This is a genomic window from Microbacterium sp. AZCO (assembly GCF_039614715.1).
In the GTDB taxonomy this organism is placed as follows: domain Bacteria; phylum Actinomycetota; class Actinomycetes; order Actinomycetales; family Microbacteriaceae; genus Microbacterium.
The window spans coordinates 2,843,015-2,865,676 of the sequence record NZ_CP154857.1; the positions used below are offsets into that span (position 1 = coordinate 2,843,015).

The window sequence follows — 22,662 nt, forward strand, 5'->3', positions numbered from 1 at the left end:
GCAGTGAAGAGGAGGCGGTGCCATGTCACGGGAGTGAATCGCGGAGGCTGTCGTCCGAGTTGTCCTTCCGCGCGTCTGTGCGAGCTCGTTTGATGGCGAGGGAGAGGATGGCTGCGATGGCGCAGAGTGCCGCTCCTCCCCACCAGGCGTAGGTGTATTCGCCGAAGGTGTCGCGGATGATGCCCGCGCCGAGCGCAGCGATCGCGGCGCCGATCTGGTGGGCGGCGAAGACCCATCCGAAGACGATCGTTCCTTGATCGCCGAAGATCTCGCGGCACAGCGCCGCGGTGGGTGGGACTGTGGAGACCCAGTCGAGTCCGTAGATCACGACGAACAGAACCATGCTCGGGTGGATCGTGTCGGCCAGCAGCCAGGGCAGCAGCAGGAGGCCTACGCCGCGGAAGGCGTAGTAGATGATGAGCAGCTTGCGTGGGTCGAATTTGTCGGTGAGCCAGCCGGAGGCCACGGTGCCGACGATGTCGAAGACGCCGACAACGGCGAGCAGCCCCGCGGCGGTCGCGGTTGCCATGCCGTGGTCGTGAGCCGATGGGATGAAGTGAATGCCGATCAGGCCGTTCGTCGTGGCGCCGCAGATGGCGAAGGCGATCGCCAGCGCCCAGAACGCCCGCGTCTTCGCCGCGAAGGCGAGGCCCTCGAACGCCCGTCGTGCGGCGCCGCCGGTAGCAGGTGCCGGCGGCTCGTACGTTTCGGGGTCGGCGCCGTACGGGAGCACGCCGCGATCGGCTGGGTAGTCGCGCATCACGAACCAGACCAGCGGTACGGCGAGCAGCTCGGCGGCCGCGACGACGAGAGACGCATACCGCCAGCCCACCGTCTCGGCGAGGATCGCGACCGGCGGCAGGAAGATGAGCTGCCCGGTAGCAGATCCCGCGGTCAGGATGCCCATTACGAGCCCGCGACGGCGTACGAACCAGCGGTTGGCGATCGTGGCGGCGAACACGAGCGCCATGGATCCGGTGCCGAGGCCGATGAGCAGTCCCCAGAAGATCAACAGATGCCACGAGGCGGTCATCAGTACGCTGCCGCCCGCTCCAAGCGCGACGAGCGTGAGGGCGGTGGCGACAACCTGACGCACACCGAACCGGTCCATGAGTGCGGCCGCGAAGGGCGCGGTGAGCCCATAGAGAAGGAGGTTGACGCTCACCGCCAACGACATGACGCTGGTCGACCAGCCGAACTCCTCGTTGAGCGGCACCATGAGCGCTCCCGGAGCGGCACGGAAGCCGGCCGCGGCGAGCAGGGCGACGAAGGCGACAGCCGCGACCCACCATGCTGGGTGGATGCCTCGCGACCGGCGAGGGGCGGGGAGACCGTCTGTGTTCGGTGCGACGCGGGTCACGACGGGACTCGGTCGGTGCGTGGCCGACGGGCCGCGACAGCCTGCATCTCGACCTTGCAACCGAAGGGAAGCGCGGCTGCCTGGAAGGTGAAGCGCGCAGGCGCGCTCGGGATGTCGGTGAATTGCCGGCGCCACCAGTCGTTCAGCGAAGAATAGTCGCCAATGTCAGCGATGACGCATTGCACGTAGACGATCTCGTGCTGGGCGAAGCCGGCGGTATCGGCGATCCGCATCACGTTGCGCCAAGCAAGGTCGGCTTCCTCCTCGAACGTGCCGGGCTGATAGCGGCCGAGCGCGTCCAAAGCGGGCATCCCGCTGATGAAGCAGAAGTCATCGGTTCCGGCCGCAAGACTGAACGGGAGGCCTGCCGGCAGCCCGGGACCGTCGACGATGCGGGTGGCGCTCATCATGACTCCTCGGTGCCCACCGACAGCGCGAGAGAACGGAGTTGACCAGCGCCCTCAACCGTCAGCATCCGCTCGACCTCCGCCTGCGCGCCCTGCCATAAGGGAAGGGCCAGCACCGCCACCCTCTCGGCCTCAGCGGTCAGCACGATCGCGCTCGCCCGCCGATCCGCGACGGACGTGCTCACCTCGACCAAACCCGCCTTCTCCAGCACGCGGAGGTTGCGCGCAACGGTCGATCGCTCGAGTTCGGCGCGCGCGGCCAGCTCGTGGATCGTGATGGGCGCCTCTCCAGGTGATGGAATGCGTCGCATCAACGACCACTGCGCAACGTTGATGCCAGCAGGGTGAAGGGCCCGGTCGTAGACGGCCGTCATACGTCGCATCGCGACTCGCAAACTGGTGCAGTAGCACTCTGAGTCCATAGTTACGAGTATATACACGTAACTTTGAACGGATAGACGCCACCGGGACGAACAAGCGGTTCCGATACGGCCCCGCTCCAAGGCGCCAGCGCATCGCCGTGCGACCCCGTTCGCAGATCGGTCCCCGGCAGGTTCAGGCTCGACGTCTCGACAAGCTCCACGACGGGGTCGGGCGCCGGCGACCGGGGTCGCGCTCAGCCGAGCGGCACGAGCGCAGGGCGCTCCACCGTCGTCGACAGGGCGACCCGGGCGCCCGACCGCGCCGACTCGAGCAGCCCCGTCATGATCTCGAGCACGTGCAGGCCCATGTCCCCGGATGCCCGCGGCGCGTCCTCGCGCATCATGTCGAGCAGCCCGACGCCGCGCGCAGCGCCGACGATTCCGGCTCGCGGGGGGACGGCATCCCATCCCTCTCCATCGAGGGGATGCTGCAGCACGTCTCCGTCGAAGAGGTTGGGGTCGGGCACGATGAGGGATGCCGCCTCGCCGTGCACCTCGATGTTCGGCGCCTTCGTCGCGACGCCGTCGAAGCTCGTCGTCAGGGTCGACAGCGCGCCCGAGGCGTGCTCCAGGACGCCCGTGACGTGCGAGTCCACCGCGACGGCGAAGCGCTGACCCGCGCGCGGGCCCGAGCCGATCACGCGCTCCGGCCGCAGCCGGCTCGCGGCGCCGATGACCGAGACGACCGGGCCGAGCAGCTGCACGAGTGCCGTGACGTAGTACGGCCCCATGTCGAGGAGGGGTCCGCCGCCCGGCTGGTAGTAGAAGTCGGGGTTGGGATGCCACCGCTCGTGCCCCGGCGTCACCATGACCGCCGTCGCGGCGAGGGGCCGCCCGATCTCGCCCGCGTCCATGACGGCGCGGGCCGTCTGCACCCCCGTGCCGAGCACGGTGTCGGGCGCGCAGCCCACTCGGACGCCGGCGGCGGACGCCTCGGCGATGATGCGCGACGCGTCGTCGAACGACGCCGCGAGCGGCTTCTCGCCGTAGACGTCCTTCCCGTGCGAGATCGCCGCGAGTGCGATCTCGGCGTGCGCCGCCGGGATCGTGAGGTTGAGCACGACGTCGACGTCGTCCTGAGCGAGGAGCTCCGCCACGCTCAGGGCGCGCGCCGACGGCAGCGTCTGCGCGACGGCCGCCGCGCGTGCGGCGTCGAGGTCGGCGACGGCCGTGATGACGGCGTCCGGAGCCTTCGACAGGGTCTCGAGGTAGACGGTCGAGATGAAGCCGAGGCCTACGATGCCGATGCGGTGCGGGCGGCCCACAGCATGCCCCTTTCGATGATGGTGCGGACGGACGGGTGATCGAGCACGTCGAGGCTGTGCCCGGGGGTGGTGACGGCGATGCGGCCCGCCCCCCACTCGCGCGTCCAGACGGCGGGCGACGTGTGCGGGCGGTGCCAGGGCTGCCAGTCCTCGGCGGGGTGGGTCGTCGACGCGAGCACGTCGTTCAGGTCGTCGTAGAGCACCCAGTACTGCTCGGTGTGCAGGTCGAAATCCTCGAGCCCCCGGGTGATTGGATGCCGCCTCCCGGCGTCGGTGAACCGCACGGTGTAGTCGCGGAAGTTCTCCTCGCCCTCGAGGCGCTGCTCGCCTGGACCGACCGCGGGATGGGTCGCGAACTGCCCGCCGACGAGCTGCAGGTAGTCCGACGACGCCCGGAACGAGTCCGCGATGCCGCCATGCCAGCCGGTCAGGCCGGTGCCCGCCACGACGGCCGCCTGAAGGCCCGCCAGCTCCTCCCGTTCGATCTGCGACATCGTGACGCACTGGACGACGAGGTCGGTCGCGGCCATGGTCTCGGCGTCGGCGTAGACCGCCGTCGACTCCTCGACGCGGACGGCGAAGCCCTCGCGCTCCAGGAAGGGGATGAATCGCTCGGTCGCCTCGACGGGGCTGTGCCCCTCCCAGCCGCCGCGCACGACGAGGGCGCTTCTCTTCGGTGTCGTCATCGCGCACCACCTCCTGCGACGACGATGCCAGGTCGCGGCATCCCGTTCGCACATAGTGCGCAAAAATTGCACGCATGGTGGAAGGGATGCCGCGCCGCGCGTCGCTGCGCGATGTCGCCGCGGCCGCGGGCGTGTCCGCCGCCACGGCCTCCCGCGTCCTGGCGCGCACGGGCGACTTCTCCCCCGCGACCCGGGCCGCCGTGCTGGAGGCGGCGGCGCGACTCGGCTACGACCGCTCCTCGACGACGCGTGGCCGGCGCCCGCACCCGGATCCGCGGCTCATCGAGCTGGTCGTCGGCGCGCTCGGCAGCGGCTGGACCGATCAGGTCGTGGGCGGCGCGCACGAGCGGGCGTTCGAGCTCGGCTACGACCTCGTCCTCACGCGGGAGCGCGACGATCCGGCCGACGACTGGCCGCGGCGCATCGCCGCGCGACGCTCGTCGGGCGTCGTGCTCGCGCTCATCACGCCGACGCGGCGACAGCTCGACCTCTTCGCCGGCTTCGCCGTGCCGACGGTGCTGCTGGACCCGCGCGCCGAGACCGATCCGGGCCTCGTGACGGTCGGCGCGACGAACCGGGCGGGCGGCGCCGAGGCAGCGCGTCACCTCGTCGCGCAGGGGTACGAGTCGTTCGCGCTCGCGACGAGCCGCCTGCGGTATCGCTACGGTCGCGAGCGCGAGCGCGGCTTCCGCGACGGGATCGCGGAAGCCCTGCCCGACGCCGAGATCGAGATCGTCGAGTCGGATTGGACCGGCGAGGTCAGCCAGGGCTCGGTCGACCGCCTCGTCGCGCTCGCGGCCGATCGGCGCGTCGGCGTCTTCGCCGTCAACGACGGCATCGCGCGCACGGTCGCGAACGCGGTGCGGGATGCCGGGCGCGCCGTGCCGCGAGACATCGGCGTCGTCGGGTTCGACGACGATCCGACGGCGCGGGGCCGCGGCATCCCGCTCACGACGATCCGTCAGCCCATCCGCGACATGGCGGCCCGAGCGGTCGAGCTCGTCGACCTCCTGCGCCGCGGCGAGCCGCTCGAGTCACAGCACATCGAGCTGCCGACCGACCTCATCGTGCGGCGCTCGACGTCCTGAACGCGGCCGGCCTCGGACCGGTCAGCCCGCCCGCCGCACGTCGGCCGCGACGCGGGTCGTGACCGCGCCGCCGAGCGACGAGTACTCCCACCCCGCCGCGCGGTAGCGACCGGCATCGAGCACGCGTCGGCCGTCGACGATGCGCCGCTGCGCGACGAGGTCTCCGAGCTCGCCGGGATCGGCATCCACGAACTCCCGCCACTCCGTGAGGAGCGCGACGACGTCCGCCCCGGCCGCTGCCTCCGCGAGCGACGAGACGTACTCGAGGTCGGGATAGACGCGGTGCGCGTTCTCGTTCGCCTGCGGGTCGTAGATGCGCACGTCGGCGCCCTCGAGGTAGAGCATGCGGGCGACGTCGAGCGCCGGGGCGTCGCGCACGTCGTCCGAGTCGGGCTTGAAGGCCGCGCCCAGCCCCGCGACGCGCACGCCGCGCAGGTCGCCGCCCGCCGCCTCGCGGATGAGGTCGACCATCCGCGCGCGCCGGCGGAGGTTGATCTCGTCGACCTCGCGCAGGAACCCGACCGCCTTCCCGACGCCGAGCTCCTCCGCACGGTGCGAGAAGGCGCGGATGTCCTTCGGCAGACACCCGCCGCCGAAGCCGAGCCCCGGCTTCAGGAACCGCCCGCCGATGCGCTCGTCGTACGAGAGGGCACGGGCGAGGAGCCCGACGTCGGCCGCGGCCGCCTCGCACACCTCCGCCATCGCGTTGACGAACGAGATCTTCGTCGCGAGGAACGCGTTCGCCGCGACCTTCACGAGCTCGGCCGTGGCGAGGTCGGCGACGACGAGGGGCGTGCCGCGCTCGAGCATCGGCGCGTAGACGCCGCGAAGCTGACGCTCGGCCCACTCCGACGCGACGCCGAAGACGAGGCGGTCGGGGTTCAGGGTGTCCTCGACGGCGAATCCCTCGCGCAGGAACTCCGGGTTCCACGCGAGCTCGACCTCGGCGGGCGCGAGCGCGTGCTCGGCGACGAGGGCCGTGAGCCGCTCCGCCGTTCCGACGGGCACGGTCGATTTGCCCACGAGGAGCGCGCGGCGGCTGATGCGCTGCGCGAGCGCCGTGAACGCCGCGTCGACGTAGGTCAGGTCGGCGGCATCCGAGTCCCGCGCCTGCGGCGTGCCGACGCACACGAAGTGCACGTCGGCGAACTCCGCGACGTCGTCGAGATCGCTCGTGAACGAGAGCCGGCCGGTCGCCTGCATCTCGCGCAGGAGCTCCGGGAGTCCCGGCTCGTAGAACGGCAGGATGCCGCGGCTCAGCGCCTGCACCTTGCCCTCGTCGACGTCGTACCCGACGACGCGGTAGCCGAGGGTCGCCATGCAGACGGCGTGGGTCGCGCCGAGGTAGCCGAGGCCCGAGACCCCGATGCGCAGCTGCGCGGAGAAGGGCGTGCGTGAATCGGTCATTCTTCTCTCCCCGAGATGAGTGATGGATGCCGGAGCCCGCGCTAGTCGCGGCACTCCACGTTGCTGAGCTCGGCGCCGGAGCCCGTGACGGTGTTGTCGCAGTGGACCAGGTTGTCGCCCTTGGACTTCATGGCGAAGGCGACGCCCTTGCCGTCGAGCTGGGCGCTGTTGCCGAGGAAGACGTTGCCCGTCCCCCAGCCGTCGAGGATCTGGTGGGTCTGGAATCCGTCCGCCGGGGACGCCGTGCCGGTGTTGCCCTCGATGAGCCAGTCGTTGCCCTTGACGTCGACCCACGAGTCGGCGTCGACGAATCCCGACCCGTCGAAGGTGTTGTCACGCAGGATCCCGGCTGTCGTGCCCTCCTTGATGTCGACGCTCTCGGCGGTGGTCGCCGAGATGCGGTTGCCCTGGACGAGGTTGCGGTCGCTCGCGTCGGGCTTGCAGTCGCTCACGTCGCACCAGTTGCTCTGCGCAGTTCCGATGTAGATGCCCTCCCCGAACTTCGGCTTGCGCAGGCCCGTGCGGCTGACGGTGTTGTCGAGCACCTGGTTGGCGGTGCTGCCGGCGCGCAGGTGGATGCCCTCGTCGCCGATGCCGGTGACGGTCAGGCCGCGGATGACCGTGCCGGTGGTCCCGTCGGCCATGACGCCCTTCTGTCCGTTGCGCACCGTGAAGCCCTGCAGCGCCCAGTGCGTCGCTCCGTCGAGGTGGAAGACGTAGCCGCCCGTCACGCTCCCTCCGTCGAGGACGGCCTCGGCTGTGCCGCACAGCGTGATGGGAGAGTCGGCGGTGCCGCTCGCCTTCGCGACGAACTTCCCCTCGTAGCGCCCGGGTGCGAGCAGGATGACGTCACCCGGCTGGGCCGAGCGGAGGGCGTTCTTCAGCTCGCCCGCCGTCGACACCTTCGTCCCCGAGGCGGGGCAGGGCTGCGCGGGCGCCGGTGTGCCGGCGCTCGGGGTCGTAGACGGCACGGGCGCCGGATGCGCCGATCCCCCGCTGCGGGATGCGAGCACCCCCATCGCGAGGGTCACGCCGACTCCGATCGCCGCCACGACGGCGACCGCGGCGACGGCCCACACCCATCCCGGCGGCATCCGGTGCTGTCCGGTTCGTGCGTGCTCATGGTGCGTGACGTGCATGATCGCCTCCTCGAAGGCTCTCGGGCGAGACGATGCCGCGGCTGAGCTGGGTCAGCGGCACCTGCTCTGCGAAGGGATGCCGCACTCCCGAGCGGCGTCGATGCAGGATGGCGGTGAGGATCAGGAGCACCCCGAGCGAGACCCACACGAGTGTCAGCGGCTGGGCGACGGCGTGGACGATGCTCCCCGGGGTGACCGGGCGCTTCCAGCCGTCGAGGTCGTTCGACGCGACGTGGCCGCCGAGTGCGTCGTCGTAGACGGGTGTCGAGCCGTGACCCGAGATCGTGTTCCCCGTGACGCGGGTGCCGATGACGGAGCCGGTCATGGTCACGGCGTGGTTCGAGATGTCGCGGAAGCTGTTGCCGCTCACCGAGGCCGCGGCGCCGCGGAGGTACACGCCCGTGTCGATGGATGCCATGCGGTTGGCGTGGATCGTCGTGTCGGCGACGCCGTCGCGCAGTGCGATCGCCTGGCGCTCCTGCTGCTGGAAGGTGTTGCCGTCGATGTCGACGCCGGTCGCGTCCTGCGAGACGACGATGCCGACGACGCTTCCCCGCACCTGCGTCCCCGTGACGGCGAGGTCCTGGCCGCCCCGGAGCGAGATGCCGTAGCCGCCGTTGTCGGCGACGACGCTCTTCGCGAGGTCGATGTGGCCCGTCCCGCCGATCGCCTGTCCCGTCGCGCTGGGCCCGTCCGCGAGCGGACGCGCATCGACCGACAGTCCGTCGCGGCCGCTGCCGGTGAGCGTCACCCCGGTCATCCGCACCGAGCCGCACGTCCGGCCGATCGAGACGCCGTCCACGGCGCTGCCGGTCACGGTCGTGCCGTCGATCGTCGTGTCGGTGACGGCGCGGTGGAGTGAGATGCCGTCGACGAGGCTGCCCGTCACGCTCGCGCCCTGGATGGCGAGACCCTTCGCGCCCGACACGAAGATGCCGAAGGCATTGCCCGTCGACTCGACGTTGCGCACGACGCCCGAGATGGGTCCGGCGGCGGCCTGCGATCCGGAGACCACCGTCGCGACCTGGTCGGGGGTCAGCGTGGGTGCGGCCCCCTTCTGGCGCGCCGCGGGCGCGAGCGCGGGCTGCGGCGCCGCCTCATCGCCCGTGAGCGCGAGTCCGCCCGTGTCGCCGCTCCAGAAGCCGAGGTCGGCGAAGCGCAGGTCGTGCAGGTCGACCGCTCCGCCGCCGATGCGGACGTAGGCGCGCCCGTCGCGGGTGTCGGTGTCGGCGGCGCCCGTCGACGGGTCGAAGCTCGTGAAGGTGACGGGCGCCCCGGCCGCGCCGCCCGCGGCGAGTGAGCCGCCGAGGGTCACGATGGAGACGAACGCGGTGGGGGTGCTCAGCAGCTTGACCGTCGTGCCGGCATCCGCGATCTGGAGGACCGCGCCCGGCATGACGACGAGATTCTCGGCGAGCAGCAGCGATCCGTCCGGCTGCGGCTGCACGCCGTTCGCCGTGAGCCTGCGCACATCGGCGAGCCCGTAGGGCTGAGCGCGCGGGGGGAGGACGAGCGTCGGTGCGGGGGTCGTGGGCACGACGAACGGACCCTGCGCCGAGTCGAGTCGCCAGGGCGCGGCGGCGCTCAGCTCCTTGACGACGGCGAGGCGCCCCCTCTCGGCCGCGACGAGCGCCGCCTCGCGGTCGGGGTCGCCGGGGTACGCGCGGCCCGTGGCGCGCACCCCCGACGAGGTGCCGTCGGCGGCGCCGAAGCCCGCGAAGCGCACATTGTGCAGGGCCACCGCGGCGAGGGTCGCGGCGGCGATCACGACGACGACGAGCAGGCAGGTCCCGAGGAATCTCTGGAGGGCGCTCACGCCGCCACCCCCTGGGTGGTCCGGGGCGCGGCATCCACCGTCTCCCGCCGTGCCGGGGCGCCCAGCGATCGCGCGTCCTGGCCGTCGCCTCCGATCTGGCTCGCCCTGCGGGTGAGCCAGCCCTGCCGGTTCATCGTGACGAAGGCCAGGAGCTTGATCGGCAGCGCGACGAAGATCACCGTGAGGGCGACGACGGGCAGGATCACGACGTCGCGCGGGTTGCGCACGAGATGCGAGAACCCGCGGACGGCGCGGCCGAGCAGCAGCCAGGCGATCGTCGCCGTGATGCCGATGGGCGTCAGCTCGAGCCGCGCGAAGACGAGGTAGAAAAGGGTCAGGCCCATCGTGACGGGGGTCAGGAGGATCTGCAGGACCGTCACCTTCGTGACGAACGGCACCTGCCAGAGCCATCCCTTCGCGATCGCGGTGAGGTAGCAGCGGTAGGAGTTGCGGCTCCAGCGCAGGCGCTGCTTCATGAAGGCCCGCAGAGTGCCGGGGAACATCGAGAGCGCTCGCGCGTCGGACTGGTGCACCGTGCGATACCCGGAGGCGAGCACGAGCCAGGTGAGGCGTCCGTCGTCGCCGGCGACACAGCGGCGGCCGAGGAAGAACTCGTTCTCGAGATGCTCGACCACGGGGAGGACCGCCGACCGGCGGTACGCCGCCGTGCGTCCCGACAGGCAGGGCACGGCTCCGGCCCTGCCCTGCGCGGGCACGTAGTCGTAGTAGCGCAGATTCACGAGCCAGTCGGCGACGCGTCGCCAGATGCTCGTCGCGCGGCGGTAGACGTTCTGGTGCGTGCCCACACCGCCCACCTGCGGATCGACGAACGGCATCTGAACGCTTTCCAGCAGGCCCGGCTCCCAGGATGTGTCGGAGTCGGCCAGCACGAGCACGTCGAAGCGCGCTTCGCGGATGCCGACGCCGAGCGCCGAGCGCTTGCCCACGTGGTGGAACAGGATCGGCCGCACACGCGGGTCGCCGAGCGCGACGATGCGGTCGTACGCCTCGAGGTCGGCGACGTCGAGCACGATGATGATCTCGTCGGGATCCTGCGAGCGCCACGACTCGAGACAGCGGAGCAGGATGTCGGGATCCTCGTGGTACGACGGCACGACGACCGAGGTCGTGGTGCGGAAGTCGTTGCGGATGGGCTTCGCGAGGCGCGACAGGACGAAGCGGTAGAGCCAGAGCCCCCACACGATCGTTCCCGCGATCGCGACCGGGAAGTACGGCGCGATCGAGGCGAAGAACTGGCCTATCGCCGTCCAGTCGATGACGGCTGCGATGTTCTGGATGGCGTCCGCCATCCGGTGGAGGACGGCTGAGGCGGCGTCGGTCAGGTCGCGGGGGACGACCGAGCCGGTGTCGGTCAGGTCGTGGGGGATGGCGAGGGAACTCCCGTACGGTCGGGTCGGCATGAAGCGGAGTTCCTGTGTCGGTCTTGTCGCACGGCGCGCCAAGGCGCCGGACGTGTCCGGTTATTCGGGGTGCTCGCCACGCGCTGGAACGTGACGAACCACCGACACTAGGTCGAGGGAACTCAGGGTGCTGGGGGGTTTACCTCTCGGGGGAGCACGACCTACCATGGGCGCACTTCACCTGGGAATCGTCCGGATGCCGCCTGCCGTTTCAGGCGCCGAAACGCGGGCTCACCAGGCCTGGAGCACTCCCGCGGGGGTGCGGCCGACGGCGACCGGCCGGCTGGGCGACCGCGACCACTGGCTCCATGAGCCGGGGAACACCCGGGATTCGACGCCCGCGTGCGCCAGCGCGAGCGCCGTGTGCGCCGAGCCGATGCCGGCGCCGCAGTAGAGCGTGATCGGGAGGTCGAGGTCGACGTCGAACGCCTCGAAGGCGGCGCGGATCTCGGCCGGCGACTTGAGGGTCCCGTCACGCGAGATGTGCGTGATCGCGGGCACGTTGACGGCGCCGGGAATGTGCCCCGCGACGGGATCGAAGCCGGTGGCGATGCCGCGGTACTGCTCAGGGGCGCGCGTGTCGACGAGGTGCCCCGTGATGGGTGCGCGGGCCGCGTCGTCGATCGTCGCGGTGCCGGGGTCGACGTCGAGGAGCGTGGCCGACCCGACGCGGGGCGCCCGGTCGCCGCGCTCGAGCGGCAGGCCCTCCGCGACCCAGCCCCGCAGGCCTCCGTCGAGCACCCGGATGTCGACGCCCCGCGTGCGCAGCAGCCACCAGGCGCGCGCCGCCGCGACCGCGTCGTTGTCGTCGTAGGCGACGACGAGGTCGCCGTCGTCCACACCCCACCGGCGCACGGCCTGCTCGAGCTCCGCGAGATCGGGCAGGGGGTAGCGCCCCTCCTCGGGGTAGCCGGGCTTCGCGAGCTCGCGCTCGAGGTCGACGTACACGGCGTTCGGCAGATGGGCCGACACGTAGGCCGGACGCCCCTCCGGCAGATCGAGCCGCCAGCGCACGTCGAGCAGACGGATCGGCCGGCCGGAGGCCAGCTCGGCCTGGAGTGCGCGCGGTCCGATCAGATGAGGCATAGCAGGAGTGTCGTCGCCCACGGCACCGATCGGCGCGGAACGCCGAAACATGCGGCAACGCAAGGAAAACAAACGACTCACAACGATTCGACAGATTGCCCCGTGTGACGGCGGAAGGGATGCCGCTCCCCGCGTCGCGTCTAGCGTCACGGGATGACGAGCGCGAGGCCCATCGACCTGCCGACCCTCTCGACCCTGGAAGAGGAGGCGGTCGCCCTCACGCGCGAGCTCATCCGCATCGACTCCGTCAACACGGGCGTCGCCGAGACGATCGGCGACGGCGAGACCCGCGCCGCCCTGTTCGTGCGGGAGCGGCTGGCCGAGGTCGGGATCGAGTCGGAGCTCGTCGAACCTCGGCCCGGTCGCGCCTCGGTCGTGGCGAGGCTGCGCGGCTCCGACCCGGGCCGTGGCGCGCTCGTCGTCCACGCGCACCTCGACGTCGTGCCGGTGGAGGGCCAGGAGTGGGAGCACGACCCGTTCGGCGCGGAGGTGCGGGACGGCTGGCTGTACGGCCGCGGCGCCGTCGACATGAAGAACTTCGCCGGCACGATCCTCGCGGTCGCACGGCACTTCGCGCGCGAGGGCATCGTGCCGGAGCGCGACCTGATCCTCGCGTTCCTCGCCGACGAGGAGGCGGGCGGAGTATGGGGTGCCGGCTGGCTCGTCGAGAACCGCCCCGACCTGTTCGAAGGAGCGACCGAGGCGCTGAGCGAGGTGGGCGGCTTCTCGGTGCCGCTCGGCGACGGGCGCCGCGCGTACCTCGCCGCGACGGGCGAGAAGGGCGTCGCGTGGGCGACCCTGACGGCGCGCGGCCGCGCCGGGCACGGCTCCCGGCCGACCACCGACAACCCGGTCGTGCGGCTGTCGCAGGCGGTCGCGGCGCTCGGCGCGCACCGCTTCCCCCTCGTCCGCACCGAGGCCGTGCAGGCCTTCCTGCTCGCCTTCGGCGCGGCGCGCGGTCTCGCCTTCGACGACGCGACCCTCGAAGCCGACGTGGAGCAGCTCGGCTTCGTCTCCTCCCTCGTCGGCGCGAGCCTGCGCAACACGGCGACGCCGACGGTGCTCTTCGCGGGCGGCAAGACCAACATCATCCCCGCCGAGGCGAGCGCCCGGCTCGACATCCGCGTCCTCCCCGGTCAGGATGACCGGCTGCGCGACGAGCTCCGCCGCGTCGTCGGCGACGACATCGACGTGCGGTGGGGACGATGGTGGTCGGCGACCGAGGCCCACGTCGACGCGCCGCTCCTCGGCATCCTGCAGTCGGCGATCGATGCGGAAGACCCGGGTGCGCTCGTCGTCCCGTACCTGCTGCCGGCGAGCACCGACAACAAGCACTTCGCGCGGCTCGGCATCGCGGGATACGGCTTCGTGCCGCTTCGCGTGCCCGACGACTTCGACGTCTTCGGGCAGTTCCACGCCGCCGACGAGCGCGTTCCCGTGTCGGCGCTGGAGTTCTCGGCGCGCGCGACCGAGCGCATCCTCCGCACCGCGTGACCCCTGTGTTACCCCGCGAGACGCCTTCTTACGGCATGTGATGACGCGACGGGCGAGCGGCACGCGCCCTCCCTAGCGTGATCTCCACCCCGGCCGATCCGGCCGCCACATCCCCCACGAGGAACCGCCATGACGACAACAGCCGACGACCGCACGCGCACCGCCGTGCGGACTCCCGAGCACGTCTCCGCCGCGACGCCCGTCGACGGCCCGGCCGCCGAGCGCGTCGACTTCGGCTCGTTCCGCGTCGTCCACACGCGTCACTGGTTCCGGTGGACGATCGGCGCCATCGTCATCTTCCTCGTGGCGCAGTTCGTATGGTCGGTCTTCACCAACCCCAACTACGAGTGGGACGTCTTCGCGCACTACTTCTTCGCCGAGCCGGTCCTCATCGGCGTCGGATACACCCTCTCGCTCACCGCGATCGCCGCCGTCATCGGCTTCACGCTCGGCACGGTGCTGGCACTCGGCCGGCTCTCCAAGTCGGCCCTGCTGCGCGCAGCATCCTGGAGCTACATCTGGTTCTTCCGCTCGGTGCCGCTCGTCGTGCAGATCATCGTCTGGTACAACCTCGGCTACCTCTATCCGTCGCTCGGCCTCGGCACGCCCTTCACGACGGACTTCTGGATCGTCGAGTTCCCGACCGTCAACCTCATCAGCGCCTTCGCCGCAGCGATCCTCGGGCTCGGCCTCCACCAGGCCGCGTACTCCGCCGAGATCATCCGCGGCGGCCTGCTGTCGGTCGACCAGGGGCAGACCGAGGCGGCCGCGGCGCTCGGCATCCCGGCCCGCAAGCGTCTCTTCCGCATCGTGCTCCCGCAGGCCATGCGATCGATCGTGCCCAACGCGACCAACGAGATCATCGGCCTCGTCAAGGGCGCCTCGGTCGTCTTCGTCATCGCGATCCCCGAGGTCTTCTACGCCGTCCAGGTGATCTACAACCGCAACAGCCGCGTCATCCCGCTGCTGCTGGTCGCGGTCGTCTGGTACACGCTCATCACGACGATCCTGAGCATCGGGCAGTACTACATCGAGCGCCACTACGCCCGCGGCTCGGTGCGCGTGCTGCCCCCGACGCCCCTGCAGAGCTTCCGGCGCTGGGTCTCGGTGCAGTGGGCACGCCTGGGCGACTCGCCCGCACCCCCCGCGCAGTCCGCACTGCCGGATGCACGCATCCACGCCTCCGAGGAGACCCGATGACCACCGCGACCGTCAGCCGCACCAGCGGCCTCGTCGAGATCCACAACGTCCACAAGAGCTACGGCGGAATCGAGGTGCTGTCGGGCATCGACCTCACGGTGCAGCCCGGCGAGGTCGTCGCGATCCTCGGCCCGAGCGGCTCGGGCAAGTCGACGCTTCTGCGCACGATCAACCACCTCGAGTCGGTCGACCGCGGATCGGTCACCGTCGACGGCCAGCTGATCGGCTATGAGCGCCGGGGCGACAAGCTCTACGAGCTGCGCGAGAAGGAGATCCTCAAGCGCCGGACTCAGATCGGCATCGTCTTCCAGAACTTCAATCTGTTCCCGCACCTCACCGCGGTCGAGAACGTCACCGAGGCTCCCGTCGCGACGGGACTTCTCGAGAAGGATGCCGCGCGCACGCTCGCGCTCACACTGCTCGAGCGCGTCGGGCTCGGCGAGAAGGCCGACCACTATCCGCGTCAGCTGTCCGGCGGGCAGCAGCAGCGCGTTGCGATCGCCCGCGCACTCGCCCTCAGCCCCAAGGTGCTGCTGTTCGACGAGCCCACGAGCGCGCTCGACCCGGAGCTCGTCGGCGAAGTGCTCGACGTCATCCGAGACCTCGCCCGAAGCGGCACGACCCTCGTCATCGTCACCCACGAGATCGGATTCGCCCGCGAGGTGGCCGACCGGATCGTGTTCATCGACGGCGGCCGAATCCTCGAGGAGGGCCCGCCCGAGAGGGTCCTCGTCGACCCGGAGCACCCGCGCACGCGGGAGTTCCTCGCCAAAGTCCTGGCCTGAGACATCAGGCACGAGGCATCCACCCGAGAAGAGAGAAACACAGCAATGGCCATCAGCAAGAAGCAGGGCATCGCGATCGGCGTCGGCGTCGTCGCGGTGGCTGCGATCGTCGGCGGGATCTTCGCCGCCGTCAATCTCAACGGACCCGCGGCCGCGGATGAGGCAGCCGCGCCCTCACCCACCGAGACGAACACGGCGACCGACCAGATCACCTGGTTCCACACCGACCCGGTGCCCGAGGCCGTCGCGGCCCTCAAGGACAGCGGGTTCTCGCCCGTCAAGGCCGGCGAGCTGACCGTCGCGATCGGCGCGTTCGTGCCTCCGCTGAGCTATCAGCCCGAGGGCACGTCGGCGGCCACCGACGTGGCCGGCACCGAGCCGAACTTCGGCTCGCTCATCGCGGAGGGTCTGGGCCTGAAGTACAACCCGCAGGTCGTCGCGTGGGCCGACTGGCCGCTGGGCATCCAGTCCGGGAAGTACGACCTGATCACGTCCAACGTGACGGTGACCGAGGAGCGCAAGGACCTCTACGACTTCGCGAGCTACCGCGAGGACCTCCTCGGCTTCTACGTCAAGAAGGACAGCAAGATCGACTCGATCAAGGAGGCGGACGACATCTCGGGCCTCAAGATCGTCGTCGGCTCGGGCACCAACCAGGAGCAGGTGCTGCTCGCCTGGAACAAGGAGCTCGAGGATGCCGGCAAGGCGCCCGCCGAGCTGCAGTACTACGACGACACCGCCGCGGCGGTGCTGGCACTCCAGTCCGGCCGCGTCGACGCGACGTTCGGCCCCAACGCGACAGCCGCGTGGTCGGCGCGCGAGACCGGCGACACGAAGCTCGTCGGCATCGTCCCCGGCGGCTGGCCCGACACGGCCCAGATCGCGGCGGGCACGAAGAAGGGCAACGGACTCATCGAGGCCGTCAACATCGTGATCAACAAGCTCATCGAGGACGGCACCTACGATGATCTCCTGACCTTCTGGGGTCTCGAGTCCGAGGGCGTCGAGAAGTCGGAGATCAACCCGCCTGGACTCCCCCGCTCGTGAGCATCCGCGTGGCGGGGCCGGTCAGCCGGCCTCGCCACGCGCTTTCCCGTTCTGCCGCTCGCCGGCCTTTCCCCGTTCCACCCCGCTCGCGGCCTGCGAGCTCTCTGCGAAGACGAGACTCCGATGACGACGACCCCCCTTTCCATCCTCGATCTGTCGCCGTTCGGGACCGGCCAGACTCCCGCCGACGGGCTCCGCGCGACGATCTCGCTCGCCAAGCACGCCGAGCGACTCGGCTACTCCCGCTTCTGGCTCGCCGAGCACCACCTCAACCCCGGCGTCGCGGGCGCCGCTCCCCACGTCCTGCTCGCGTCGATCGCCGACCAGACGTCGCGCATCCGCATCGGCACGGCCGCGACGATCATCGGCAACTACTCGCCGCTGCAGGTCGCCGAAGCCGCGGGCCTCGTCTCGGCGCTGCATCCCGGCCGCTTCGACCTCGGCATCGGGCGCTCGGGCTCGACGAGCTCGGCCCAGACGCCGCCCGCGGTGACCGACCGGCAGGACCGCGTCGTCGACGGCTTGCTCCTCCCCGCGCCGCGCCCCTTCAACCCCGGGTCGGAGCGCTTCATCGCGCAGTTCCGGCTGCTCAAGCGCACAGCCGGCGACGCCGACCGCTTCGAGCAGGACGTGCTCGACATCCTCGATCTCATCGCCGGCACCTACGTCGCACCCGAGGGCGTGCCGATCCGCGCGACGCCCGCGGAGGGCCAGGACATCCAGGTGTGGCTGCACGGCAGCACCGCCGGCCCGAGCGCCGAGCTCGCCGGACGGCTCGGACTCCCCTTCGGGGCGAACTACCACGTCGCACCCTCCTTCGTGCTCGAGGCGGTCGAGGCCTACCGCAGGGCGTTCCGCCCCGGCGTGCTGCCGGAGCCGCGCGTCATCGTGTCGGTCGACGCCCTCGTCGCCGACTCCGACGACGAGGCGCGGCGGCTGGCCGCGGGCTTCCCGCACTGGGTGCACAGCATCCGGGCCGGCGATGGCGCCATCCCGTACCCGACGCCCGAGGAGGCGATCGCGAACCCGCTCGACGACGACGCCCTCGCCATCGTGAGCGATCGCGTCGCGACGCAGTTCTCCGGCAGTCCCGCGACCGTCGCCGAGCGCCTCGAGACCCTGCAGCGCGTCACGGGCGCCGACGAGCTGCTCGTCACGTCGATCACCCACGACTCCGCAGACCGCGAGCGCTCGTACGAGCTGCTCGCCGAGGTGTGGGGACTCGACGCGTGGGCCCCGGAGCTCTCCGGGCTCGAGGTCGAGCGCGAGCTCGAGTCGGCCGGCGTCGCGTGAGCGCGGGGCTCTCGATCAGGCTCGTCGAGCCCGAGGAGTACGAAGAGGCCGGCCGCGTGACGGCCGAGGCGTATGCCGCGAGCTACGCCGACCTGCACGACAACTACCTCGCGTCGCTGCGCGACGTCGCGGGCCGCATCGTCGACGGCGATGTCTGGGTCGCCGTCGACGAGGCGGGCGACATCCTCGGCACGGTCTGGGTCGCGCCCGAGGGGCGCCCCCTCTCCCCCGTCGCCGAGCCGGGCGAGACCGACTTCCGCCAGCTCGCCGTCGCGCCGGCGGCTCGCGGTCGAGGCGTCGGCGAAGCCCTCACGCGCCATGTCATCACCCTCGCCGCCGAGCGCGGCTCGCATCGCGTCATCATGAACAGCGGGCCGCAGATGCTCGGCGCCCACGCGCTCTACGCCAAGATCGGCTTCCGCCGCCTCCCCGAGCGCGAGAAGTCGATCGAGGTCGAGCCGGGGCGGTGGATCGAGCTGCTGACCTTCGGGCTGGACGTGCCGGTGGCGGCCAAGGCCTGACGGTCGGGCCGGACCGCGGGCCTTGCAGCATCCTCTCCTCTGCTCGTCGCCAGGAAGGGAGCGCCTCCGGCTCGGGGAGGATGGATGCCGCGCCTCGGCCCTCCCGTCGTCGGTTCTTCTCCGCTCGGCGGAGGGATGCCCCGGCCCCGCTCGCGGCCGTGACCGCGGGTCAGGCCTGCTCGTCCCAGAACCGCTGCACGCCCGACGCGAGGACGAGGAGCTCGCCGGCGTCGATCGAGGCGCGCTGCTCGCCGATGCCGAACGCGGGCCACTGCAGGACGAGCTCGATCGTTCCCGGCGGAGGGGCCGGCCAGAGCCAGAGGCCGTCCGTCGACGAGTACGAGTTCATGCCTCCTCCGCCGCCGCCACCGGTGCGCATGAGGGTGTGTCCCTCGGGGCGCGCGTCGCGGTCGCCGAGGCCGGGGAGATCATCCAGCACCCGCTCACCGTCGCCCAGGACGAGGCCGTAGCGGCGGCGGCCGGCGCGGCCGCGGTGACCGCCGGGCCAATGGTCCATGAAGTCCGCGGAGAGGTCCTCCCACTCGGCTGTCGGGAGCCCCCGCCGACGAAGACGTCGTTCGATGCGGAACTCCACCCCGTCGCGGTAGACGTCACCGCCGGCGAGGGCGATCGCCACGTGCTCCGTCGCGGCCAGCAGCTGCGACGCGCTGAACGGCACGGGGACCTCGTCGACGGGCGGGGTGAACCACGGCGGCTGCACATACTCCTCCCAATCCGGCTCGGGTTGCTCGACGTCGGGCGGGAAGAAGTCGGCCATGGGGTCAGCCAACCATATGGGGGTCGTTTCCGCCGGGTCCTGGGTTGATCGTAGTTGCGTTCGATATCGGGCGCTGTTCAATGTCAGAGCCTCTCAGTACTGTCGTACTTATGAACGATATCGGTGCCTTGATCGATGACAGAGATGTCCGAGACGAATTCGATCTCTGGGACCGCGATCTGCACGGCCCACCCGATACCGCCGCGCGAGCTGACCGCGAGCTCCACGAGGTGGCGGCGGATGAGCTGGAGGCGTTCGCGCACCGGCGCCGCATGGCGATCGCCGAGGAGTACCGCCTCACGGCGCAGATCCTCCGCGCGGCCGAGCTCGACCCGGAGTACTGGACGGGCCCGGATCCGACCCGCGATCCCCTCTGGCAGGATCCGCGAGGCCGCACCATCGCCGCTGTGCGCCGCGAGCGACGCGATCTCGCGGTCCGCGCTGCGGCAGCCGACATCGCCGTTCGCCTGCGGATGTCGGAGACGACCGTCCGAACGCGAGCGATCCACGCTGAGACGCTCCGTGAACGGATGCCGCGGCTCTGGTCGCGATTCCTCGGCGGGCTCGTCGGTGAGCAGAACGCCGTGACGGCCGCCGGGCTCGCCGCATCCCTCCCCGCCGAGGCGCCCGAGACGTGGGCTGATTTCGACGCCGCAGTCGTCGACCGGGCCGAGCTGCTCACGCCCGCGAAGTTCCGCGTCGCCGCGCGTGCTGCGCGGGAGCGCGTGCATCTCGAGACCCCGGAAGACCGGCACCGGCGAGCCGCCGAGGATCGCGCCGTGTGGTCCTCCCCCGAGCTCGACGGCATGGCGCGGATCGACGTCTTCGCCTCGGCCGAGCGCGTGCACGAGGCCGTGTCGCGCGTCGACGCGATCGCGCGGCACCTCGCCGCGCAGGACGGCGAAGATCGCACCCTGGCACAGCTGCGCGCCGCCGTCACGATCGACCTGTTGACGCGGGGACAGCTGGATGCCGCAGGCCCGGCTCTCCGCGCGACGGTGGCCGTCACCGTTCCCGTCCTGACGCTGCTCGGCGCGTCCGACGAGCCCGCGACCCTCGACGGATACGGCCCGATCGACATCCACACGGCGCGACGGCTCGCGGGGTCCGCGACCTCGTGGATCCGCGTCCTGACCCACCCCGTGACCGGAACGGTCCTCGATGTCGACCGGCGCACCCATCGGGTGCCCGCCGACCTGCAGCGGTGGGTTCGGGCGACGCAGTCGACGTGCGTCTTCCCGGGATGCTGCCGCCTCGCCCGCGAGTGCGACCTCGACCATCGGCTCGACTGGCAGTACGGCGGAGCGACGAACGGCACGAACCTCGACCCCGCGTGCACGCACCACCACATGGTCAAGCACGGCACACGGTGGCGCTCCGACCGATGCCCGGAGTCGAATGTCACGTGGTGGGTCAGCCCGACCGGGCTGCGGTGCGCGGCCGATCCGCCGCCGTTCTGACCCGCATGGACAGCGGAGGTGGGCTCGGAGGTGGGCGTTCGGGTAGGTCAGGTCAGGTCGTCGTGGTCTCCGCGCACCCAGGCGATGTGTCGGTCGGCCGACCACCGCACGATCTCGCGCGCCCGCTCGGGGATCACGTTGTCGAAGTTGCCGTACAGGCGGTCGAAGGCGAACCGTTCGACGTGCGAGGCGACCCGGTCGACGACGCCGGCCGAGAGAGGGAGGCGATTCGGGTAGCTCCGCATGAAGCTTACCGATGTCCTGTCGGGGTTGGCGAAGATCGTGTCGCTCGACAGCAGCACGCCTCTGCCGTCCGCCCCGCCGGCCCAGTGCACGACCGCGCTGCCGGGGAAGTGTCCGCCGGGCTGGGTGAGAGTCACTCCGGGGAGGATCTCGATGTTCGACGACCACGTCTCGATGACCGGGTCGGGTCGCGCCACCCATTCCCGGTCCTTCTCGGCGACGAGCACGGGCGCACCTCCGAGCGCTCGGCTCCACTCGACCTGCACGCCGTACATGTGCGGGTGGCTCGCGACGATCGCCACGACCGGCCCGAGCGCGCGCACCGCCTCGACGGCCGCATCGTCGACGTAGCCGATCGGGTCGAAGAGCAGGCATCCGGCGTGGGTGCGGATGAGCTTCGACCGCTGCCCGATCCCGACTCCCGGGGCGCTGCCGATCAGCCACAGGTCTGGCTCCGCCTCGACGAGCTCCGTGCGGCAGCCGGCATCCCTCAGCTCGGCGAGCGTCGTCCAGTGCTGCCCATCGGCCGGAACCCATTGCCGATCGTCCGCGCAGATCGCGCACACCTCGACCCGCTCCGCGTGCTCGACCGCGCAGGTCGCACAGATCCAGAAAGACATGGATGCCGCTCCTCCTCGATCTCAGAGCCCCGGCGTGTCGACGGCCGGGGTATCGCCGGCGCGATAGACGTCGACGAGGTATTCGTCCACTTCGGCGCGCGTCATCGGCCGCAGGGTGCCCGCCAGGTGCTCGATGTCCGCCGCTGACGCGGGCCGTGTTCCGTCGAGCTCACCGACCTCGACGTCATCGGCGATGTCCAGCACGACGAAGTCGTCATCGATGACGTAGGCGACGGCGGTCCCGTCCGAACGCGACCACCCTTCGTCGGTCTGCACGCACCAGTCCGGGTAGGCATCCGGGGTCGGCGAGTCCGCCTCTCCTGGTCTGATGAGGAATCCACAGGCCGCGGTGCCGATCGCGGACCCGTCGACGGGTCCAGAGGCGTAAACGGTCGCGACCGCGCCGGCGTCACTCACGAGCCACGTGTCGGCCGCCGCACCGGTGGCGCGCACGCGCGCATTGCGCCACCCGTCGAGGTCGGTCACGACCGGGAAGGTGCCTTCGGTGAGGAAGTAGTGCAGGTTCTCGGCATCACGCTCGGCGGCGGCCGCTTCCGATTGGGCCCGCGCCCGGTCGGCACTCGTCGGCTGCACCGCCGGAAGCACGACGGCGCTGACGGCGGCTGCCGCTCCGAGCAGTCGAAGCATGAGCGGACCGAGGAAGAGCCCGAGTGCGACGGCGCTGAGCGCGACGGTCAGGAAGTGGACGGGACTTCCGCCGAGAGTGATGGGAGCCAGGATGCCGTTGAGGAATCCGTAGGCGCCGAGCGCGGAGAGCAGCATCGTCACCACGATGGCTCCGGCGACGGGCGCCTTGCCGGTCAGCTTCTTCCCGACGAGCGCGATGGCCACGATGAGCAGGACGGCGACGAATGGGATGCCGACGAGCGGCGTCACCCCCAGGAACATGGCGAAGACGACGAGTTGTGAGACGACGGCGTCCGCGACCAGCATCAGCGCGGCGGTGATGCCGATGACGGCCAGCGATCGCCCGGCCGAGGGGCGCCAGGGCGACACGGCGCGCGACGGCACCTCGACGTCGGCGTCTGCGGTGTCGGCCACTTGCGCAGTCAACCACGCGCGAAGCCCGGCCGTCACCGTCGATGTCCTCGGGGGATGACGTC

Annotated in this window: 21 protein-coding genes; 8 read left to right on the forward strand and 13 right to left on the reverse strand. The window is 71.1% G+C overall.

Annotation, left to right across the window (positions count from 1 at the left end; translation table 11 throughout):
* Positions 1-25 precede the first annotated feature (25 nt).
* From AAIB33_RS13125 to AAIB33_RS13145, 5 genes are all read right to left on the reverse strand, one after another.
* Positions 26-1,360 carry an MFS transporter gene (locus AAIB33_RS13125; RefSeq protein WP_345800406.1) on the reverse strand — a complete coding sequence of 445 codons (1,335 nt, stop codon included), beginning with the start codon at positions 1,358-1,360 and terminating at the stop codon, positions 26-28.
* Positions 1,357-1,767 (reverse strand): RidA family protein, encoded by a 411-nt coding sequence (locus AAIB33_RS13130; RefSeq protein ID WP_345800407.1) that lies wholly within the window; start codon positions 1,765-1,767, stop codon positions 1,357-1,359. Before AAIB33_RS13130 ends, AAIB33_RS13125 begins: the two co-directional genes overlap by 4 nt.
* The gene (locus AAIB33_RS13135) at positions 1,767-2,141 is read right to left on the reverse strand and encodes a MarR family transcriptional regulator (RefSeq protein ID WP_345800408.1); all 375 of its coding nucleotides are present in this window, start codon (positions 2,139-2,141) and stop codon (positions 1,767-1,769) included. The genes AAIB33_RS13130 and AAIB33_RS13135 overlap by 1 nt, the downstream gene beginning before the upstream one ends.
* 242 nt (positions 2,142-2,383) lie before the next feature.
* On the reverse strand, positions 2,384-3,454 hold the full coding sequence (locus tag AAIB33_RS13140) for a Gfo/Idh/MocA family oxidoreductase (protein ID WP_345800409.1): 1,071 nt from the start codon (positions 3,452-3,454) through the stop codon (positions 2,384-2,386).
* Positions 3,424-4,140, reverse strand: a complete 717-nt coding sequence (locus AAIB33_RS13145) for a ThuA domain-containing protein (RefSeq protein WP_345800410.1) — start codon at positions 4,138-4,140, stop codon at positions 3,424-3,426. The genes AAIB33_RS13140 and AAIB33_RS13145 overlap by 31 nt, the downstream gene beginning before the upstream one ends.
* A gap of 86 nt (positions 4,141-4,226) precedes the next feature.
* Here AAIB33_RS13145 and AAIB33_RS13150 point away from each other — a divergent pair, with 86 nt between their 5' ends.
* Positions 4,227-5,228 (forward strand): substrate-binding domain-containing protein, encoded by a 1,002-nt coding sequence (locus AAIB33_RS13150; RefSeq protein WP_345800411.1) that lies wholly within the window; start codon positions 4,227-4,229, stop codon positions 5,226-5,228.
* 21 nt (positions 5,229-5,249) lie between these two features.
* Here the strand turns inward: AAIB33_RS13150 and AAIB33_RS13155 are convergent, their stop codons facing one another.
* The 5 genes from AAIB33_RS13155 to AAIB33_RS13175 all read right to left on the reverse strand — a co-directional run bounded on the left by AAIB33_RS13155 (position 5,250) and on the right by AAIB33_RS13175 (position 12,097).
* The gene (locus tag AAIB33_RS13155) at positions 5,250-6,635 is read right to left on the reverse strand and encodes a UDP-glucose/GDP-mannose dehydrogenase family protein (protein WP_345800412.1); all 1,386 of its coding nucleotides are present in this window, start codon (positions 6,633-6,635) and stop codon (positions 5,250-5,252) included.
* A gap of 41 nt (positions 6,636-6,676) precedes the next feature.
* Positions 6,677-7,774, reverse strand: a complete 1,098-nt coding sequence (locus tag AAIB33_RS13160; protein WP_345800413.1) for a hypothetical protein — start codon at positions 7,772-7,774, stop codon at positions 6,677-6,679.
* Complete coding sequence (locus AAIB33_RS13165) at positions 7,755-9,590, reverse strand: right-handed parallel beta-helix repeat-containing protein (RefSeq protein WP_345800414.1); 1,836 nt, start codon at positions 9,588-9,590, stop codon at positions 7,755-7,757. Before AAIB33_RS13165 ends, AAIB33_RS13160 begins: the two co-directional genes overlap by 20 nt.
* Positions 9,587-11,011, reverse strand: coding sequence for a glycosyltransferase family 2 protein (locus AAIB33_RS13170; protein WP_345800415.1), 1,425 nt, complete (start codon positions 11,009-11,011; stop codon positions 9,587-9,589). The genes AAIB33_RS13165 and AAIB33_RS13170 overlap by 4 nt, the downstream gene beginning before the upstream one ends.
* A gap of 231 nt (positions 11,012-11,242) precedes the next feature.
* On the reverse strand, positions 11,243-12,097 hold the full coding sequence (locus tag AAIB33_RS13175; RefSeq protein ID WP_345800416.1) for a rhodanese-like domain-containing protein: 855 nt from the start codon (positions 12,095-12,097) through the stop codon (positions 11,243-11,245).
* A gap of 153 nt (positions 12,098-12,250) precedes the next feature.
* Here AAIB33_RS13175 and AAIB33_RS13180 point away from each other — a divergent pair, with 153 nt between their 5' ends.
* The 6 genes from AAIB33_RS13180 (at position 12,251) to AAIB33_RS13205 (ending at position 18,437) form a co-directional block, all read left to right on the forward strand.
* Positions 12,251-13,591, forward strand: coding sequence for a M20/M25/M40 family metallo-hydrolase (locus AAIB33_RS13180; protein ID WP_345800417.1), 1,341 nt, complete (start codon positions 12,251-12,253; stop codon positions 13,589-13,591).
* Between the two features lie 129 nt (positions 13,592-13,720).
* Entirely contained in the window at positions 13,721-14,791 is a 1,071-nt protein-coding gene (locus AAIB33_RS13185) for an amino acid ABC transporter permease (RefSeq protein WP_345800418.1), read from the forward strand.
* On the forward strand, positions 14,788-15,576 hold the full coding sequence (locus AAIB33_RS13190; RefSeq protein ID WP_345800419.1) for an amino acid ABC transporter ATP-binding protein: 789 nt from the start codon (positions 14,788-14,790) through the stop codon (positions 15,574-15,576). The genes AAIB33_RS13185 and AAIB33_RS13190 overlap by 4 nt, the downstream gene beginning before the upstream one ends.
* Positions 15,577-15,621: 45 nt before the next feature.
* A complete protein-coding gene (locus tag AAIB33_RS13195; RefSeq protein WP_345800420.1) occupies positions 15,622-16,623 on the forward strand; it encodes an ABC transporter substrate-binding protein in 1,002 nt (333 codons plus the stop codon).
* Positions 16,624-16,746: 123 nt separating this feature from the next.
* On the forward strand, positions 16,747-17,916 hold the full coding sequence (locus AAIB33_RS13200) for an LLM class flavin-dependent oxidoreductase (protein ID WP_345800421.1): 1,170 nt from the start codon (positions 16,747-16,749) through the stop codon (positions 17,914-17,916).
* Complete coding sequence (locus AAIB33_RS13205) at positions 17,913-18,437, forward strand: GNAT family N-acetyltransferase (RefSeq protein WP_345800422.1); 525 nt, start codon at positions 17,913-17,915, stop codon at positions 18,435-18,437. Before AAIB33_RS13200 ends, AAIB33_RS13205 begins: the two co-directional genes overlap by 4 nt.
* Before the next feature lie 169 nt (positions 18,438-18,606).
* Here AAIB33_RS13205 and AAIB33_RS13210 read toward each other — a convergent pair whose 3' ends face one another.
* Positions 18,607-19,215 carry a hypothetical protein gene (locus tag AAIB33_RS13210; RefSeq protein ID WP_345800423.1) on the reverse strand — a complete coding sequence of 203 codons (609 nt, stop codon included), beginning with the start codon at positions 19,213-19,215 and terminating at the stop codon, positions 18,607-18,609.
* Between the two features lie 128 nt (positions 19,216-19,343).
* Here AAIB33_RS13210 and AAIB33_RS13215 point away from each other — a divergent pair, with 128 nt between their 5' ends.
* The gene (locus AAIB33_RS13215) at positions 19,344-20,675 is read left to right on the forward strand and encodes a DUF222 domain-containing protein (protein WP_345800424.1); all 1,332 of its coding nucleotides are present in this window, start codon (positions 19,344-19,346) and stop codon (positions 20,673-20,675) included.
* 47 nt (positions 20,676-20,722) lie between these two features.
* Here AAIB33_RS13215 and AAIB33_RS13220 read toward each other — a convergent pair whose 3' ends face one another.
* Both AAIB33_RS13220 and AAIB33_RS13225 read right to left on the reverse strand, forming a co-directional pair.
* Positions 20,723-21,538 carry a hydrolase gene (locus tag AAIB33_RS13220; protein ID WP_345800425.1) on the reverse strand — a complete coding sequence of 272 codons (816 nt, stop codon included), beginning with the start codon at positions 21,536-21,538 and terminating at the stop codon, positions 20,723-20,725.
* 21 nt (positions 21,539-21,559) lie between these two features.
* Positions 21,560-22,600, reverse strand: coding sequence for a hypothetical protein (locus AAIB33_RS13225; RefSeq protein WP_345800426.1), 1,041 nt, complete (start codon positions 22,598-22,600; stop codon positions 21,560-21,562).
* Between the last annotated feature and the right edge of the window lie 62 nt (positions 22,601-22,662).